19 protein-coding genes are annotated in these 17390 nt (G+C 62.3%); 13 read left to right on the top strand and 6 right to left on the bottom strand.

The window, feature by feature from the left end; translation table 11 throughout:
* Positions 1 to 3 precede the first annotated feature (3 nt).
* Positions 4 to 792, top strand: a complete 789-nt coding sequence (locus tag G5575_RS10800) for an ABC transporter ATP-binding protein (protein ID WP_164534320.1) — start codon at positions 4 to 6, stop codon at positions 790 to 792.
* On the top strand, positions 789 to 1604 hold the full coding sequence (locus tag G5575_RS10795; protein WP_164534319.1) for an ABC transporter permease: 816 nt from the start codon (positions 789 to 791) through the stop codon (positions 1602 to 1604). The genes G5575_RS10800 and G5575_RS10795 overlap by 4 nt, the downstream gene beginning before the upstream one ends.
* An 18-nt stretch (positions 1605 to 1622) precedes the next feature.
* On the opposite strand, the gene G5575_RS10790 is transcribed toward G5575_RS10795, so the two are convergent.
* Both G5575_RS10790 and G5575_RS10785 read right to left on the bottom strand, forming a co-directional pair.
* Positions 1623 to 2237 (bottom strand): hypothetical protein, encoded by a 615-nt coding sequence (locus tag G5575_RS10790; protein ID WP_164534318.1) that lies wholly within the window; start codon positions 2235 to 2237, stop codon positions 1623 to 1625.
* The gene (locus G5575_RS10785; RefSeq protein ID WP_164534317.1) at positions 2147 to 3790 is read right to left on the bottom strand and encodes an AI-2E family transporter; all 1644 of its coding nucleotides are present in this window, start codon (positions 3788 to 3790) and stop codon (positions 2147 to 2149) included. The genes G5575_RS10790 and G5575_RS10785 overlap by 91 nt, the downstream gene beginning before the upstream one ends.
* A 138-nt stretch (positions 3791 to 3928) precedes the next feature.
* On the opposite strand from G5575_RS10785, the gene ettA reads away from it, so the two are divergent.
* Both ettA and G5575_RS10775 read left to right on the top strand, forming a co-directional pair.
* Positions 3929 to 5584, top strand: a complete 1656-nt coding sequence (gene ettA / locus G5575_RS10780; RefSeq protein WP_164534316.1) for an energy-dependent translational throttle protein EttA — start codon at positions 3929 to 3931, stop codon at positions 5582 to 5584.
* Between the two features lie 119 nt (positions 5585 to 5703).
* A complete protein-coding gene (locus G5575_RS10775) occupies positions 5704 to 5853 on the top strand; it encodes a DUF2256 domain-containing protein (protein ID WP_164534315.1) in 150 nt (49 codons plus the stop codon).
* Here G5575_RS10775 and G5575_RS10770 read toward each other — a convergent pair.
* The gene (locus tag G5575_RS10770; protein WP_164534314.1) at positions 5850 to 6113 is read right to left on the bottom strand and encodes a DUF6894 family protein; all 264 of its coding nucleotides are present in this window, start codon (positions 6111 to 6113) and stop codon (positions 5850 to 5852) included. The two genes, G5575_RS10775 and G5575_RS10770, sit on opposite strands and share 4 nt — an antisense overlap.
* A 329-nt stretch (positions 6114 to 6442) precedes the next feature.
* On the opposite strand from G5575_RS10770, the gene G5575_RS10765 reads away from it, so the two are divergent.
* Entirely contained in the window at positions 6443 to 6784 is a 342-nt protein-coding gene (locus tag G5575_RS10765) for a hypothetical protein (RefSeq protein WP_164534313.1), read from the top strand.
* Positions 6781 to 7578 (top strand): alpha/beta fold hydrolase, encoded by a 798-nt coding sequence (locus tag G5575_RS10760; protein WP_164534312.1) that lies wholly within the window; start codon positions 6781 to 6783, stop codon positions 7576 to 7578. The genes G5575_RS10765 and G5575_RS10760 overlap by 4 nt, the downstream gene beginning before the upstream one ends.
* An 84-nt stretch (positions 7579 to 7662) precedes the next feature.
* Here the strand turns inward: G5575_RS10760 and G5575_RS10755 are convergent, their stop codons facing one another.
* Together G5575_RS10755 and G5575_RS10750 are read right to left on the bottom strand one after the other, a co-directional pair.
* Positions 7663 to 7920 carry a host attachment protein gene (locus tag G5575_RS10755; RefSeq protein ID WP_164534311.1) on the bottom strand — a complete coding sequence of 86 codons (258 nt, stop codon included), beginning with the start codon at positions 7918 to 7920 and terminating at the stop codon, positions 7663 to 7665.
* Positions 7917 to 8096 (bottom strand): host attachment protein, encoded by a 180-nt coding sequence (locus tag G5575_RS10750; RefSeq protein ID WP_164534310.1) that lies wholly within the window; start codon positions 8094 to 8096, stop codon positions 7917 to 7919. Before G5575_RS10750 ends, G5575_RS10755 begins: the two co-directional genes overlap by 4 nt.
* A gap of 165 nt (positions 8097 to 8261) precedes the next feature.
* Here G5575_RS10750 and G5575_RS10745 point away from each other — a divergent pair, with 165 nt between their 5' ends.
* A complete protein-coding gene (locus G5575_RS10745) occupies positions 8262 to 8507 on the top strand; it encodes a hypothetical protein (RefSeq protein WP_164534309.1) in 246 nt (81 codons plus the stop codon).
* Positions 8498 to 9067 carry an EamA family transporter RarD gene (gene rarD / locus G5575_RS10740; RefSeq protein ID WP_164534308.1) on the top strand — a complete coding sequence of 190 codons (570 nt, stop codon included), beginning with the start codon at positions 8498 to 8500 and terminating at the stop codon, positions 9065 to 9067. The genes G5575_RS10745 and rarD overlap by 10 nt, the downstream gene beginning before the upstream one ends.
* Positions 9068 to 9141: 74 nt before the next feature.
* Here the strand turns inward: rarD and G5575_RS10735 are convergent, their stop codons facing one another.
* Entirely contained in the window at positions 9142 to 10035 is an 894-nt protein-coding gene (locus G5575_RS10735) for a hydrogen peroxide-inducible genes activator (RefSeq protein WP_164534307.1), read from the bottom strand.
* Between the two features lie 92 nt (positions 10036 to 10127).
* Here G5575_RS10735 and katG point away from each other — a divergent pair, with 92 nt between their 5' ends.
* The 5 genes from katG to G5575_RS10710 all read left to right on the top strand — a co-directional run bounded on the left by katG (position 10128) and on the right by G5575_RS10710 (position 17389).
* Positions 10128 to 12338 carry a catalase/peroxidase HPI gene (gene katG / locus G5575_RS10730; protein WP_164534306.1) on the top strand — a complete coding sequence of 737 codons (2211 nt, stop codon included), beginning with the start codon at positions 10128 to 10130 and terminating at the stop codon, positions 12336 to 12338.
* Positions 12339 to 12477: 139 nt separating this feature from the next.
* Positions 12478 to 13602 carry a DUF2336 domain-containing protein gene (locus tag G5575_RS10725; protein ID WP_164534305.1) on the top strand — a complete coding sequence of 375 codons (1125 nt, stop codon included), beginning with the start codon at positions 12478 to 12480 and terminating at the stop codon, positions 13600 to 13602.
* A gap of 89 nt (positions 13603 to 13691) precedes the next feature.
* Positions 13692 to 14246, top strand: coding sequence for a biliverdin-producing heme oxygenase (locus tag G5575_RS10720; protein ID WP_164534304.1), 555 nt, complete (start codon positions 13692 to 13694; stop codon positions 14244 to 14246).
* Positions 14233 to 16362, top strand: a complete 2130-nt coding sequence (locus G5575_RS10715; protein WP_235935922.1) for a histidine kinase dimerization/phosphoacceptor domain -containing protein — start codon at positions 14233 to 14235, stop codon at positions 16360 to 16362. The genes G5575_RS10720 and G5575_RS10715 overlap by 14 nt, the downstream gene beginning before the upstream one ends.
* 67 nt (positions 16363 to 16429) lie before the next feature.
* Complete coding sequence (locus G5575_RS10710; RefSeq protein WP_164534302.1) at positions 16430 to 17389, top strand: ArsR/SmtB family transcription factor; 960 nt, start codon at positions 16430 to 16432, stop codon at positions 17387 to 17389.
* Position 17390 lies beyond the last annotated feature (1 nt).

Genomic DNA, 17390 nt, shown 5'->3' with positions numbered 1-17390 from the left:
CTGATGACCCCGCTCGTTTCCATCGAAAATGTCGACATGCGCTATGGCGGGCCGACAGGCACGCTGGCGGTGAGCGGGCTCAATCTCAAGATCAACCGCGGCGAGTTCGTTGCCGTGGTTGGCCCTTCAGGCTGCGGCAAGTCCACGCTGATGAAGCTGACGACCGGACTGCATATTCCTCAGTCCGGGGCGGTGATCGTCGCCGATGCAAAGGTGACCAAGCCGGTGTCGATCGTGGGCATGGCCTTCCAGAACCCGACCATGCTGCCGTGGCGAACAACGCTTGAAAATATCCTCTTGCCGCTCGAAATCGTCGAGCGGCATCGTCACCGGCTGCGGGCCAACAAGGCGGAGTATGTCGCCAAGGCCGAGAAGCTGCTCGAGACCGTCGGCCTCAAGGGCTTTGGCGAAAAGTTTCCCTGGCAGCTTTCGGGCGGCATGCAGCAGCGCGCCAATCTCTGCCGGGCGCTGATCCACGAGCCGGAACTTCTGATGCTCGACGAGCCTTTCGGGGCGCTCGACGCCTTTACCCGCGAGGAGCTTTGGTGCGTCATCCGCGACCTGCATGCGGCGCAGGGCGTCACCATTGTTCTGGTGACGCATGACCTGCGCGAAAGCGTGTTTCTAGCCGATAAGGTCGTCGTGATGTCGGCGCGGCCGGGGCGGGTGATCTCCGAACATCCCGTGCCCTTCGCACGGCCGCGCCAACTGGACCTTCTCTACGAACAGCCCTTCAACGACATGGTGCAAAAGCTTCACAGCGAGATCGCAACGGCGAGGGTCGCAGCATGACGACGCTTGATCCGGCAACTCCGATTGCCGCGGCGCCACGACCGGTTTTTAAACCGAACTGGGTGCGATTGGCACCCTGGCTCTACACGATCGGGCTCTTCGTGCTGTGGGAAATCGGCGTCCGCATTTCCGGTCTGCCGCATACGATCCTGCCGACGCCGACGCGGGTGTTCGAGGCGATCATCCAGTATTGGAGCCCGATCTGGAAGAACTCGGTGCAGACGCTTTACACCACCGTGCTCGGCTTCATGATCGCGGTGGTGGCGGGGCTGGGGATCGGCCTTTTCATCGGTTGGAGCAAGGCGATCTATGCCGGGCTTTATCCGATCATGGTTGGTTTTAACGCCATTCCGAAGGTTGCGCTGGTGCCGATCCTCGTCATCTGGTTCGGCATCGGGACGGTGCCGGCGGTGCTAACGGCGTTTTTGATCTCGTTCTTTCCCATCGTGGTCAATGTCGCCACGGGCCTTGCGACCATCGAACCGGAAACCGAGGATGTGCTGCGCGCGCTGGGGGCCAAGAAGCTCGACATCATGCTCAAGGTGGGCGTGCCGCGCTCGATGCCGTATTTCTTCGGCTCGCTCAAGGTCGCGATCACCCTGGCCTTTGTCGGCTCGGTGGTCAGCGAAACCGTCGCCTCAAATTCGGGGCTCGGCAATATGATGGCCTCGGCGCAGTCGAACTTCAACGTGCCGCTGGTCTTTGCGGGGTTGCTGATGCTCGCCGTCGAAGGCATCGCCATGTATGCGCTGATGGCCTGGGTGGAAAAACGCATGACCGGCTGGGCGCATCGGTCGACCATGGCGAACTGAGGCTCGCTAGAGCACTCCTTAGCCGAAGCGCCTCACAAGGGCTTCGGCCTCCGCTTGCAAACGGGCTGCGTCTTCGGCGGTGAAGGGGTGCGGATCGTAATCCAGGAGGGCGAGCGCGCCGGCCTTGGTGCCGTCGGCTAGCACCAGCGGGACGCCGGCATAGAGGTCGATGCCGTTGGTGAGCATATAGGCGTTTTCGCCGACCTTGTCGTTGCTCTCGGTGGAGTGGACGATCAGCGGCGCGTTGCTCTCAACCACAAGCTGGGTCAGGCGCAAGGCGTCTTCGTCCTGGCTGTGGCGTTCGTCGTCGAGGAGGTTGATGAGGACGGCAGGGACGCCGAAGCGCTTGGCGATGGCATCGAGCTCCTGGCCGAGCGCGTCGTCGCCACGCCCTAGGCCGGCGAAAGGCTGATGCTGCATCTGGGCGCGGCGCATGGTTTTAGGCGCTTCCAGCGCGACGACGCCATCAACGGCCGCATCGAATTCATGGAAGACGCTGTCGACATGGAGCGTCTCGGCGGTTTCTTCGGCCATCAGCGGGTTCAGGACGACGGCGACGATCTGCAGTTCCGGCGCCATGCGGCGGATGCGGCGCGCCACGTAGCGGCATTGGGCGCGAATGTCGGTGCCCATGAAGACGAGTGCAAGAGTGGTGACGCCGGTAAGGTCCAGCCGGCCGATGGATTCCTGGCGGATGGCGCCGGGGGCAGGACGTTGGACTGCAGCGCTTCGTCCGTGAGCTGAACGCCCATTAGTCGTGCGGCGCCCTCGTCGATCTCGGTCTGTCCACCGATCAGCAGTACAGGCGCATGGTCCGTGTAGCTGGGCTCCAGCACGGTTTCGAGCACGCGGTCAAAGGTGCTGATCAACTGACGGCGCTGCGCCAGCGATTCCGGACGGTCGGAGAGTTCCGAAGTGCCCAGGCGCAGCGTGCGCAGGAGGACGTCGGTCACCAGCGTGCCCTTGCCGTGTTCCTCGAGGAAGGTCTCGCTGTGCTCGATGGCGTCCTCGGTATTGCCCTTGAGCATGCGCTGGTAGAGCCGCTCGGCGGGGGACAATACGGGCTCGCTGCCGAGCAGGGTTTCGAGAAACTGGAATTGCGGCAGGTGGCGGCCGATGACGACAAGACAGACGGTCATCGGCGTTGCCAGGATCAGCCCGACGGGGCCCCACAGGGTCGCCCAGAACATGGCGGACAGGAGGATCGCCAGCGGCGAGACGCCGGTGTTCTTGCCGTAGAGGCGCGGCTCGATGATGTTGGCGGTGGTGAGGTCGATGACGAGGAAGAGACCCACCGACAGCAACAGCATGTTCCAGCCGGGATCGACCGCGAAGGCAAGCGAGAAGGGCAGGACGGCTACGATCAGCGCGCCGACGAAGGGGATGTAACGGAAGAGGACGATCAAGAGGCCCCAGAGCGGGGCGCTCGGCACGCCGATCAGGAACAGTCCGGTGCCGAAGATGATGCCATAGGTGGTGTTCACCATCAGCTGGATGATGAGATAGCGGCCTACGCGGCGGCTGGCATCGGTGATGGCGAGGTTGGTGAGCGAATAGCGCCCGGCGCTGACGAGGCGTATGAACCGGTCCTGTAGATCGGCGCGGCCCATCAGAAGAAAGATCAGGAAGACGGTGACGATGGCGATGGTGGCGATCGGGCCGACGATCGACCCCATGACGGAGGTCAGGAGGTTGAAGGGTCCGAGCTCATTGGAAATGGTGACCGGAATGGGCCGTATGTCGCCGATGTCCTGCGCGGCGGCGCTGCTTTCGGGAGCGTTCTGTCCGAGGTTGGACATCATGTTGGTGAGCTGATCGAGCCAGGCCACGTTGCCGAACTGGGCCTGGATGCCGGCGACCTTGGACTGGATGGTCTGCTGATAACCGGGGAGGGCGCTCGCCAGATGCGCGATCTGCGTTCCCGCCAAGAGCGCGAAGGCGGCAAGCACAGCAAGCGCCAGTAGCACGGCGAGGATCACCGCTGCGGGATCGGGCAGGTGCAAGCGATTGCCGAGCCAGCTCACCAGCGGGTTGAGGGCGAAAGCCAGGAGGATCGCCAGCACCAACGGCACGAAAATGCCAGCGCCGAAATAGAGCAGAGCCGCCGTTATGGCAAAGACGGCAATGCTCTCGAAGGCTGATACCCGGCGACGCGTCAACTGGGGAGACGGAGTAAGTTCTGACACGTTTGTGATCCTCGAGGTGCAGAGGAATGTTTGGCCAAGGCCTTGGTTCCTGAGGAGGGTCCTAGCCGTTGCCCCGCGCGGTCGCTTGCCCTAAATAGGCACCAACCCTCCCACCCCCATTCAAGGTTGCCCAGACGTATGGCCCGCCAGTTCATCTATCACATGCACGGAATGTCCAAGGCCTATGCCGGCGGCAAGAAGGTGCTCGATAACATTAACCTTTCCTTCTACCCCGATGCCAAGATCGGCATCCTCGGCCCAAATGGTTCGGGCAAGTCGACGCTGCTCAAGATCATGGCCGGCATGGATACCGAGTTTACCGGTGAGGCCTGGGCCGCGGACGGCGCCAAGATCGGCTACCTTGCGCAGGAGCCGCAGCTCGATCCGGCGCTGAACGTGCTCGGCAACGTCATGATGGGCGTCAAGGAAAAGAAGGACATCGTCGACCGCTACAACGAGTTGATGATGGAGTATTCCGACGAGACCGCCGACGAGGCCAGCAAGCTCCAGGACATCATCGACAGCCAGAACCTGTGGGATCTCGAATCGCAGGTCGAAGTGGCGATGGAAGCTTTGGGCTGTCCTCCGGGCGATGCCGACGTCACCAACCTTTCAGGTGGCGAGCGCCGCCGCGTGGCGCTTTGCGCGCTGCTGCTTTCCAAGCCTGATCTCTTGCTGCTTGACGAACCGACCAACCATCTCGACGCCGAGACCACGGCCTGGCTCGAGCGGCACTTGCGCGAATTCGAAGGCGCGGTGCTGATCATCACCCACGATCGCTACTTCCTCGACAATGTCACCGGCTGGATTCTGGAGCTCGATCGCGGCCGGGGCGTGCCCTATGAAGGCAATTATTCGGCCTATCTCGAAGCCAAGGCCAAGCGCTTCGCCCAGGAGAAGAGCGAAGACGCTGCCCGCGCCAAGGTGCTGGAGCGCGAAAAGGAATGGATGGGCCAGTCGCCCCAGGCCCGCCAGGCCAAGTCCAAGGCCCGCATCCGAGCCTATGACGAGCTGGTCAAGGTCAACGAAGCCCGCACCCAGTCGCACACCGCGCAGATCATCATTCCGCCCGGCGAACGGCTGGGCCAGAACGTCATCGACGTCGAAGGCCTGTCCAAGAGCTTTGGCGATCGCGTCCTGATCGACAACCTCACCTTCAAGCTGCCACCGGGCGGCATTGTCGGCATCATCGGCCCGAACGGAGCAGGCAAGACCACGCTCTTCAAAATGCTGACCGGCCAGGAAAAGCCCGATGCCGGCTCGGTCACCGTCGCTGAAAGCGTTCATCTCGGCTATGTCGACCAGAGCCGCGACTCGCTCGATCCCAAGAAGACCGTCTGGGAAGAGATTTCGGGTGGCGACGAAGTACTGTTGCTGGGCAAGCGCGAAATGAACTCGCGCGCCTATACCTCGACCTTCAACTTCAAGGGCGGCGACCAGCAGCAGAAGGTGGGCAATCTCTCGGGCGGGCAGCGCAACCGCGTGCACCTTGCCAAGATGCTGAAAAGCGGCGCCAACGTCTTGCTGCTCGACGAGCCGACCAACGATCTCGACACCGAAACCCTCGCGGCGCTGGAAGAGGCGCTCGAGGAATTTGCCGGTTGCGCCGTGATCATCAGCCACGATCGCATGTTCCTCGATCGCCTGGCGACCCACATGCTGGCCTTTGAAGGCGACAGCCATGTGGAATGGTTCGAAGGCAACTTCCAGGACTATGAGGCCGATAAGGTTCGTCGTCTCGGCGCCGATGCGGTCAACCCTAAGCGCGCTACTTATAAGCCGCTGACCCGATAATCTGTTGGACGCCCCTGTGGTTTGCAGGGGCGTCTTTTTTCATCCGCGACGGCGCTCGTGCTGGAGCGTCTCTGCCCTGCGAACGTTCAAGGTGACGGTCGCGGCGGGGATGTCGAAGCTTGAAGCGCGTTGAAAAGAAGAACCTGCCGCAAAAGACCTGTGCCGTCTGCCAAAGGCCGTTCACCTGGCGGAAGAAGTGGGAGAAGGTCTGGGACGAGGTTCAGTATTGCTCTGATGCCTGCCGAAGACAGCGGCAAAGCCGGCACTAGCAACCGAGAAACACCGCTGCCGGATCGGCGAAGGCGCCGCCAACAAAGCGCAGCCCTACGCTGCCGAGCGAGCGCCCCGCTTCATCGCGGACATCCATGTCAAAGCGCGTGCCAAGCCGCTGCGGCATCTCCAACACCGCTTCGCGCACTGCGTGGCGCGCCGCTTCGAAAGCCTGCTGCTGGTCCGCAAATTCGACGCCGACACTATCCTGCAGAACGCTGCCGTCTTGCTCTCTGGTGTCAAAGAAGAAGCGGGGCACAGCACTTCACCGCGTCAGGGGATTGGCGCTGAGGTCAAGGCAAGTCGATGCTCACCTGCGATGGCGGCAAGGCAGATCGCTTGTAAGACTTGGTTCAAGAGGTCAGGCATATTCGTCTCGCCAGGAAACCGGTGGTTCGATACCGAGCCAAGTGCTTCCAAAGCACCGCGCTACCAAGCGAACTGTGACTGATACGGGTTTTAGGCCCGGTTAGTTCCACCCTGGCGGCCAGCGACCCGATCAACTTCAGAAAACCCTTGGTTTTCCTTGGGTTCTTGCCCTATGGTCCGCCCAAGTGAGGGCAAGCCCCTGGTTTCCGCTTTGGGGAAATGAATGAAGATGTTGGTGACGGGGTGGCGCTGAGCGCCGTGTTTGCCCTCGCCGCTCCGGCTGGTGCTGCGCCGGGGCAATGCTCGATGACGGGTTACGGGACATTCAGCTGCGACGTCTCGGTCGATGGGGGCGGAATATCCTTCGTGCTTCCGGACCGTCAGGTCTTTGTCTTCGCGCACCAGGCCAACAACGAAGGCTTTGGCTACCTCATCGAAGACCAGGCCAGTGCTGGCGCGCGCCCCGACGAACTGGGCGCTTTCGCGCCGGTCGAGGGTGACCCGGGCTGCTGGTTTGGCCCCAAGGACGAAATTACTTTCTGCGCGGCGCTCGAGCAGTGACCGAGACGGGCGAACAGCGCGAGGGTTTTGCGTTCGAGATCGGCGGCGCGACGCTTGTCGGCCTCGAGCAGGGCGAAGGCCTGCCGGTGGTTTTTCTTCATGCCGGCGTCTGCGACAAGCGCATGTGGCTCGACCAGATGCAGGCCGTTTCGGATGTGGGCTGGCATGCTGTGGCCTATGACCGGCGCGGCTATGGCGAAACGGAAAGCCAGGACGAAACCTTCAACCACCTTGAAGACCTCGAAGCCCTGCTCGACGCTTTCGACATCCACGCGGCGGTGTTTGTCGGCTGTTCCATGGGTGGCGGACTGGCCGTCGATTTTGCGCTGGCGCATCCGGGGCGGGTGATCGGGCTGGTGCTGATCGGCACCTCGATCACTGGTGCGCCCTGGAGCGCGACGGCGGAAGAGCAGGCGATCGAGATGGCGGAGGAAGATGCCTTCGAGCGCGGCGATCGCGACATGCTCAACCGGGTGCAGGCGCATGAATGGCTCGATGGCCCGCGCGCCAAGAGCGGTCGCGTTGGTGGCGTCGCGCGCGAGCTTTTTCTCGACATGAACGGATGCGCGCTCGCCAAGCCAACACTGACTCAGGAAGAAGAGCGGCCGGATGCGTGGTCCCGCATGGAGGGCGTCAACACGCCGACGCTGCTGCTGGTTGGCGACGAGGATTTTTCGCCATTATCGACCGGCACGAGACCTTGTCCGAGACCATGCCCAATGCTTTTGCGGCAGTGCTGGAAGGCACGGCGCATGTTCCCAGCATCGAGCGGCCGGAACTGGTCAGTGCGATGATCGTGGAGTTTCTCGACGCGCTGGCCGGCGGCGACGATGAGGAAGACGAGGAGGCGGACGACTAATGCCGTCCGCCTGGGCCTCTTAGACTGCGAGAATGCCGTCGAAATGCTTGTCCAGCTGTGCCGTCGGCACATTGGTCAGGTCCTTATCCAGTTCTGCAACAACGGCCTTTTTCGTGTGGTCGGACAAAAGCTTGCGGAAATTTCCCAAGGCAATGGGTGCGGCAGCGATGACCAGGCGGTCGAAGGCGCCCTCCTTGGCCTTGCTGTCGATGACACCGGCGACGGTGCGCACGAATTCTGCCTCGCGGTGCTTGGAAGAATCGTTGCCGGATGTCATTGCGCCCCCGTTGGTCCGCGGCCATAGCCATCGGTGTCGATGTCCTTTGATTGCAGCGCGTCAATCGACCAATCGAGATCCTTGATGGTGGACAGTCCCTTGCCGGGTCCGCCATGCTCAAGCACACGGGCCTGGGTGCCGTCGGCGATCAGGATCCAGGTTACGGTCTTTTTCATCTGCAACTCCTCGAGTGATGCGTACGAGGAGGCAAACGCCCGAGTCCGGCAAAGGTTTGCCGGGTCATCACCGTTCTGGCCGTTGGCAATCAAAAGTTCTGATTTGGCGGCGTGTTCCGGCGCTGCTAGAGGGGCAGGGCGCCCGGCGTGGCGCGGAGCCTTTCCATGACCCAGAACCAGCCTTCGCCAGACCAGAGCGAAACCCGAAAGGGTGTGATCGCGGCGCTGCTCACTTACGGACTTTGGGGCGTGCTGCCGCTGCTGTTCCACGCGCTGGAACCGGCGGGGGCGGTGCTGATTGTTGCCGAGCGCACGGTGTGGTCACTTGTGCTGCTGGCACTGGTCATTGCGCTCTCAAAAAACGCAAAGATGTTGTCGCCGTCCTGTCGGACTGGCGACGCATGCGGGTGATCGCGCTGTCGGCGATTCTCCTGGTCGGCAATTGGCTGCTGTACGTCTGGGCAATCGCCACGGGGCAGGTGCTCGAGGCCAGTTTTGGCTATTTCATCAACCCGCTCGTCAATGTCGCAATCGGCATGGTGGTGTTGGGTGAGCGGCAAAATCGGCTGCAGAGCATCGCTATCGCCATTGCCTGCATCGCCATTCTGATCCAGGCCGTCGGGGTCGGCAATGTTCCCTTTGTGGCGCTGGGATTGGCGCTAACCTTTGGATTTTACGGGCTTATTCGCAAGACGGCCCAGACGGGGCCGGTCACCGGGCTCTTTGTCGAAACCCTGCTCGCAGCGCCTTTCGCGCTTGCCTATGTCGCCTATGACGTCGCGACCAAGGGCGTTGGCGTTCATGCCGATCCGACCTTGTTGCTGCTGCTGATCCTGACCGGTCCGGCGACCGCGGTGCCGCGCTTTGCTGTTTGGCTTTGCGGTGCGGCGGCTGCGGCTGACCACGATCGGCATGTTTCAATATATCTCGCCGTCGATCCAGTTTCTCCTTGCCATCACCTTGTTCGGTGAGGAGCTGACTCCAGTGCGCTTATTCAGCTTTGCGCTGATCTGGGTGGCGTTGATGCTGTTTTCCTTCAATAGTTTCAGGCAGCACCAGCGCTCGCGGGTCTAGTTGCGCGGATCACTTCGGCGATCTTTTGGAAGGTCGCGGCGAAGGGCGTGGCTTGCCGCCAGACCAGCATCAGTTTGCGCCCGGGGCCAGGGTCGCCGAGGCGATGCACGGCGATGCGGGGGTCGCTGGCTTCCTTGCGCAGCGCGATTTCGGGCAGGAGCGTGACACCCTGGCCGTTGGCGACGAACTCGACGATGGTGGAGAGAGACGTGGCGGCAAAGGTCTGGTGCTCGCCATCCAGCCGGCAGGCGGCAATGGCCTGATCGCGGAAGCAATGACCTTCGTCCAGGAGCAAGATGCGATCGGGCGGCAGGGCGGCGAGCGGCATTGCATCTTCACCCTTGGGCATGGCGAGAACGAAGCGATCTTCGAAAAGCTCGGCTGTTTCGAGCTTTGGTCCTTGCTGCGGTGGAAGCGTTGCGATGAGGGCAAGGTCGATGGTGCCGTCATCGAGCGCGGCCAGAAGCATCTCCGTGCGGCTTTCGCTGACGGCGAAGCGCAGGTCGGGGAGCTTGGCGGTGAGCGCGGGAAAGATTTCGGGCAGGAGGTAGGGCGCGACGGTGGGGATGAGGCCAAAGCGCAGGGGGCGGTTGGGCGCTTCCCGGCGGCCGGTGGCGAGGGCTTCGACGGCATCGGCGCGCTCAAGCGTTGAGTGCGCCAGTGCCAGAAACTCGCGGCCGAAAGGGGTGGGGCGCACGCCAGCTTTGAGACGGTCGAAGAGCGGCGTGCCGCACAGCGCTTCGAGCGTTTGGATTTGCTGGGACAGAGCGGGCTGAGACATGGCGCAGCGCTCCGCGGCGCGGCCGAAATGGCCGGTTTGGGCGACGGCAACGGCGCAGCGCATCTGGCGAAGGGAGATGGGCACGATAAGTTTATCCTATGGGTAAACCCAGAATAATCGATTGGCCCAATGATTGCTACGGCTCTATAACCCGCCTAAAGCAGCAAGGAGCCACTATGACCGATCCTAATCCCCACGCCCAATCCGCCTCCGCTGGCGAGTGCCCGGTCGATCACGGCCAGCATGGCAAGGGCGAAAGCAAGCGCGGTGGTCATCACCGCAACCGCGACTGGTGGCCCAAGGCGCTCGACGTTTCGATGCTGCACAACAACTCGGCCAAGTCCGATCCGCTGGGACCGGATTTCAGCTATCGGGAAGCGTTCAAGACGCTGGATCTTGAGGCGGTCAAGGCCGACCTGCGCGCGCTGATGACGGATTCGCAGGATTGGTGGCCGGCAGACTTTGGTCACTATGGTGGTCTCTTCATCCGCATGGCGTGGCACAGCGCCCGCACCTACCGCATCACCGATGGCCGCGGCGGCGCCGGCATGGGGCAGCAGCGGTTTGCGCCGCTTAATTCCTGGCCGGACAATGCTGCGCTCGACAAGGCGCGCCGCCTGATCTGGCCAATCAAGCAGAAATACGGCCAGGCGATTTCTTGGGCCGACCTCATGATCCTTACCGGCAATGTCGCGCTCGAATCGATGGGCTTCAAGACTTTCGGCTTTGCTGGTGGCCGCCGTGACGTCTGGGAGCCCGAAGAACTGTTCTGGGGTCCGGAAGGGACGTGGCTGGGCGACGAGCGCTATTCGGGCGAACGCCAACTGAGCGAGCCGCTCGGCGCCGTGCAGATGGGCCTCATCTACGTTAATCCGGAAGGACCGAACGGCAATCCTGACCCGGTTCGGGCCGCCTACGACATCCGCATGACCTTTGCACGCATGGCGATGAACGACGAAGAAACCGTGGCGCTGATCGCCGGCGGCCACACCTTCGGCAAGACCCATGGCGCAGGCGATCCGTCGTTGATCGCGGCTGAACCGGAAGGCGCGGACCTCGAGGATCAGGGCCTTGGCTGGAAGAGCAAGCATGGCACCGGTATCGGCAAGGACGCCATCACGTCGGGCCTTGAAGTCACCTGGTCGCAGACCCCGGTGCAGTGGAGCAACTACTTCTTCGAGAACCTCTTCAAGTATGACTGGGAACTGACCACGAGCCCGGCTGGCGCCAAGCAGTGGGTGGCCAAGACCGACGACCTCGTCATACCGGACGCCTTCGATCCGTTGCGCAAGCATCGCCCGACCATGCTGACGACCGACTTGTCGATGCGCTTCGATCCCGAATACGAAAAGATCTCGCGCCGCTTCCTCGAACATCCGGAGCAGTTTGCCGACGCCTTCGCGCGCGCCTGGTTCAAGCTGACCCACCGCGACATGGGGCCGAAGGTCCTCTATCTCGGCGCCGAAGTGCCGGCGGAAGACCTGATCTGGCAGGATGTGATCCCGCCCGTCGATCACGCGCTGATCAACGAAGGCGAAATCGCTATCCTCAAGACTCGCATCGCCGATGCCGGCCTCTCGGTTGCTGAACTCGTGGGCACTTCCTGGGCCTCGGCCTCGACCTTCCGCGGTTCGGACAAGCGCGGCGGGGCGAACGGCGCTCGCATTCGCCTCGCACCGCAGAAGGACTGGGACGTCAACAAGCCCACGCAGCTGGCTCGCGTTCTTGCCAAGCTCGAAGCAATCAAGGCGGACTTTGCGGCCGAAGGAAAGATCGTGTCGCTGGCCGATCTCATCGTTCTGGCCGGTGGCGTTGGTGTTGAACTGGCAGCGCGGGCAGGGGGCCACGATGTCGTGGTGCCGTTTACGCCTGGCCGCATGGATGCTTCGGCGGAGCAGACCGACCCGTCGTCCTTCGCTGCGCTCGAACCGCGTACCGATGGCTTCCGCAACTACCTGTCGAACCGCCGCTTCATGGAGCCGGAAGAAGCGCTGGTCGACCGTGCGCACCTGCTCAACCTCACGGCGCCGGAAATGACGGTGCTGCTGGGCGGGCTGCGTGTGCTCAATATCGGCGTCAACGAGCATGGCATCCTCACCGATCGGCCCGAGACGCTGAGCAACGACTTCTTCCTCAATCTTCTGTCCATGGACACGGTGTGGGAAAAGGTCGATGGCGATGACAACCTCTACCGCTCGCATTCGCGCAAGACCGGCGAGCGCAAGTGGACGGGTACGCGCGTCGACCTGATCTTCGGCTCGCATTCGCAGCTTCGTGCCTATGCCGAGGTTTATGCGCAATCGGATTCGGCGCCAAAGTTCGCCCGCGACTTCGTTGCGGCCTGGACCAAGGTGATGAACGCGGATCGTTTCGATCTGCGGGTTTGAGTAAAAAGGCGTGGAGGCTTACGGTCTCCACGCCACCTCTAAAACTTTAATCAAATTTGTTCTTTCTGTTTTAGCCCGCACAAGCAGGTCTCAAAGCACTCTCCCGGAAACGGATCGGCAGAAGCCGGGAGACATGCCTATGAGCGAAATCGACGAAGGCCACCGGGCGTTTGCTCAGTTCCGGGTCCTCAATGGAGAGGCCAACCACAACGAGCGTGAACAGCTGTTCCGCAACATGGCGCAGCTGTTCTCCTATGTCTCGGACCGCTGCGACGACGAGCAGGTCGCCCAATATGACGAAGTGCTGTGCCAGCTGGCCGAGCTCGTTGAGGTTGAGGCGCGCATACATGTCGCCAAGCTCCTGGCGCCGCTGGAGCGGGCACCCGGCACTGTGGTGGTCAAGCTCGCCAATGACGACATCGAGGTCGCCCGGCCGCTGCTCGAATTTTCGAGCGTGCTCAGCGACGACGACCTGATCGACATCGTTTCGCGCCAGTCCGAGGCCCATCGCGTTGCGATCGCCGGCCGTTCGGAGCTGCATGATCGCGTCGGCCAGGCGATTGTCGAACATGGCGAAACCGCTTCGGTGGTCCGGCTCGTGCGCAATAGTGGTGCAGAGCTGGATCGGGCGACCCTCGAGAAGCTGGTCGAGCGGGCGACCCGGGATGCGGAGATCGCGGCGGATCTTCGTGGCCGTCACGATATCGACTGGAAATCCTTGCGCGGCGAAATCGACCAGGCTGCCGGAAAAATCCTGCAGTCGCTCGGTGAAACCGAACGATCGCTCGATCCCGTGGTGGCGGGCAAGGTCAATACGGTCGTTTATAACCGCATCCGCAACCGCGCAGGCTTCAGCGCGCAGGAGTGGAAGGTCGCCTATAACCAGGTGCGCGGGCTCGCCGATCGCAAGCAGCTCGATGACCGCGCCTTGGCTCGGTTTGCGCGCTTCGGCTATGGTCACCATGCGGCCGCCGCCCTCTCGGTCATGCTCAGCGTTGCGCCAGAACTTGTGGTCAAATGGCTGGCAGCGCAGGATTATGTTGCGGTCACCGTGGCGGTGCGCGCTGCTGGGCTGAGCCCCGAACTCTTCGAGTCCATTGTCGGGACCTTGCCGTGGCGCGATCTTCCCAGCGACGCCGACAAGCGCATGGTGACCTCGCGCTTCGAGGCGCTGGATGCCGACGATGCCAAGAACATTTTCGAGCTGTGGCGCGCGCACTCGTTCCGCAAGCGGGGTGTCTCGGAGACGCGACAAAGTGCGTAATCGGGCTTAGGCCCTTGCGGCAAAAACGATATTCGGCTTTGCCCTAAACTCTGCTAGACCTCGCAAAACGCCGAAAGGATATGTGTGGTATGGAAGAACGCCGGAGCATGGATCAAAGTGGCCTCAGAGCCGCGCTCCGCGATCATACCGCCCACACGCATCAGCAGCTGGATGCCCTTGTCGGAGAATTTGCGAATGCCGAACAGTATACGGCATTCGTGCTCAGCAGTTTCCGGTTTCGGTCTGCCACCGAAGGCGCGGCTTCCGGCAGTGGTGTTTGGGAACCATTGGCGCTGGTTAAGGATTTGCGAGACGATCTTGACGACCTTGGCGCTGCTGTCCCATCGACAGAAGCGCCATTGGAGATGACGACGCGTTCCGAAAAGCTCGGCGCACTTTATGTGCTGGAGGGATCGGCGCTGGGGGCTCGGTTGCTGCAGAAGCGGGCAGAAGCTATCGGCTTTACTCCTGACTTTGGCGCGCGGCACCTCGCGCAGCAGACTGGTGACAATGGCCGCTGGAAGCGGTTTCTGGCGGTTCTCGAAGACCCGCATCTGGACAAAAACGCGGTGCTTGCCGCAGCGCAGCGCGTGTTCGAGATAGCGCTCCGCATCAATGCGGAGGCAGCACATGAGTGCGCTTGAAGAGGTAAACCTCACCAATTGCGATCTGGAGCCAATCCATATTCCTGGCTCGATCCAGCCCTATGGCGTGATGCTGATCGTACATCCGGGCTCCGGCGAAATCGTCGGCTATGCCGGTGTGACGCAGGTTTCCGAGGGGCTGCTGGGCCAGCAGCTTGGTAGCGTCCTCGGCCTCCAAAGCTCGGGGATCATGCCGCTTTTGCCGCGAACCGGTGTGCACGTTCTGGGTGAAGTGCAGTTTGCGGGTGAAGCGAAGGATGCCGTTGCCTATGCAAGCGGCGAGCACCTGGTGATCGAGCTCAGCGAAAAGAGCGATGACTCGAGATTGGACGCCGGGTTTCTGGCGCAGCTGGATTCGCTTGAAAGCCGCTTGGAGAAATCAACGAGCCTCAGCGAACTCTCCGCCGAAGCTGCAGAGATTTTCCAGCGGCTTACCGGCTACAGCCGGGTGATGGTCTACCAGTTTGTGGACGACGATGCGGGCGTGGTGCTCGGGGAAAGCATCTCGGACGACTCGCCGAGCTTCATGCACCATCATTTTCCCGCCTCGGATATTCCGCGACAGGCGCGCGCGCTCTATGTGCGCAACAAGGTGCGGGTCATCGCCGATGTCCACTACGAGCCAGCGCCGATCGTCAGCGCAAGCAGCGATCTCAAGTCGATCGATCTTAGCGATTCGACGCTGCGCAGCGTGTCGCCGGTGCATATCCAGTATCTCAAGAATATGGGCGTCGCCGCGTCCGCCTCGATGTCGATCGTCAAGGATGGGGTGCTTTGGGGGCTGATCGCCTGCCACCATCATGCGCCGCGGCCGCTGTCGCTCAATACGCGCCTCGCTTGCCAGGCCATGGCGACCAGCCTTGCGCGCCTGGTCAAGGCGCGAGAGGAAAACGAGCTTTATCGCGAGCGCGTGCGCCTGCGCTCACAGGAAGATGCGGTTATGGGCCGGCTCGGTGCCGACGAAGGGCTCGATATCTTCCTGCGCAATTCGGGCGTCGATCTCTCCCGCCTGCTGCAGGCGGATGGCTTTGCCGCGGTGCAGGGCGTCGAAATTTTTACCTCCGGTCATTGCCCGGATCCTGTCGATGTTCGTTCGATCGCCGACTTTGTGCGCATGCAAGCCGTTGCGCGGCCCTTTGCGACTAACCAGCTCTCTACGCAGCTTAAGGGTGCGGATGCCTATCGCGACACAGCGGCGGGTCTTCTGGCCGTGACCATGTCGACGGAAGTGCCGACCATTCTGATGTGGTTCCGGGCTGAAAAGCTGCAGACCGTCAAGTGGGCGGGCAATCCGCACAAGAATGTCGACCACTCCCCGGGTGCGGTTCTGACGCCGCGTTCCTCGTTCGAGGAATGGTCGGAAAGCGTCAGCGGCCGCTCCAAGGACTGGACGCATGCTGAGGTCGAATCGGCGGCGCGCATCGTTCGGCTGATGCTGGAGGCGCGAAACAATGCACGCATCCGGCAGCTCAACCGCGAGCTGACAACGACATTGGCGGAAAACGAAAACCTGCTGCAGCAAAAAGACTTCTTGATGCGCGAGGTCAATCATCGCGTGCAGAACAGCCTGGCGCTGGTGGGAGCGTTTTTAAAAATGCAGGGGCGCTCGGCTACGCCGGAAACGCGCCAGCAGCTTGACCAGGCGCAAAATCGCCTTTTGGCAGTGTCGCTTGCCCATCGCCGACTGTATCAAGATGACAGCGTCGAGATCATCGACCTGTCGCGCTATCTCGACGAGCTGGTCCGCGAGCTGATCGCCACCATCGACACAGGCTGGGAAGACAAGATCACGCTCGATCTGGCGCCCATGCTGATCAGCACCGATCGTGCTGTGACCGTGGGCCTGATCGTCAACGAACTCCTGACCAATCTTGCCAAATACGCCTATGGCGGGTCGACCGGGCCGGCCTTGATCCGCCTCGAGCAGTATCGCGACAATCTGCGGCTTGTTGTGCAGGATCGCGGCCAGGGCATCAGCGGGGCCGTGGGCGGCACCGGCTTCGGCGCGAAGATGCTCAACACGCTGGTGCAGGGGCTCGATGGTACCCTCACCTATGAGGACAACGCTCCCGGCGTGCGCGCGATCGTCTCCGCGCCGATCCGACCGCGCGCCTGAGACATATAAAATTTGCTGGACCACCTCATAGCCGGGATATAAAGACTTCTTTATATCCGAGGTGGCGATGAGCGGTTTGGGCGATTTGGTGGGCGTGCTGAAGGCAGCGGGCGAAAGCACGCGGCTGCGCCTCTTGGCCTTGCTTGCCGATGGCGACCATTCGGTCAAGGACCTGACCGAAATCCTCGACCAGAGCCAGCCGCGGGTTTCGCGCCATCTCAAATTGCTGGCAGATGCCGGGCTTGTGGAGCGCCATGCGGAAGGCGCCTGGGCCTACTATCGGCTGGCGCCGAACGGGCAGGGGGCGGACCTTGCGCGATGGCTGACCGCTCGCGTCGATCCCGCCGATCCCGAGCGTCGACGCGACCGGGCGCGGCAGGTGGAAGCGCGCGGGGCGCAACAGGCCCTTGCGGCAGATTATTTCGCCAAGGTTGCCGAGAGCTGGGACCTGCTCAAGACGCTCCACGTTCCCGAAGCGGCGGTGGAAGCTGCGGTGCTGGCGGAATTGGGCGGACGCAGCGTCGATCTTCTGGTGGACTTAGGGACCGGCACGGGGCGCATGCTGGAAGTGCTGGCGCCGGCTTACAAGCATGGCGTTGGCATCGATTCGAGCCGGGAAATGCTTGCTGTGGCACGGTCGCGGCTGGCGGGTGCCGGTCTAGCGCATGCGCAGGTGCGGTTGGGCGATATCGGGGCCCTCGACCCGGCTACGGGCCCGGCCGATGTCATCGTCATTCACCAGGTGCTGCATTATTTCGACGATCCGGGGCGGATGCTGGCGCAGGCGCGTCGCTTGCTGAAGCCGGGAGGGGAAATCCTCATCGTTGATTTTGCGCCGCACGACCTTGAATTCTTGCGCAGCGAGCACGCGCATCGCCGCCTTGGCCTTTCGCGCGAACAGATGAGCGGCTGGGCGGGCTTGGCCGGCCTTGATGTGCTCGCCATGCGCGAATTTCCCAGCGACACCAAAGATGGCGGCTTGACCGTGTGCCTCTGGCATCTCGGCGATCGCAACAGGACGGAATGAC

The organism is Devosia aurantiaca, from assembly GCF_011058215.1.
In the GTDB taxonomy this organism is placed as follows: Bacteria; Pseudomonadota; Alphaproteobacteria; order Rhizobiales; family Devosiaceae; genus Devosia; species Devosia aurantiaca.
The sequence above is the reverse complement of the archived record's forward strand: the minus strand, read 5'-3'. Positions and strand labels throughout refer to the sequence as shown.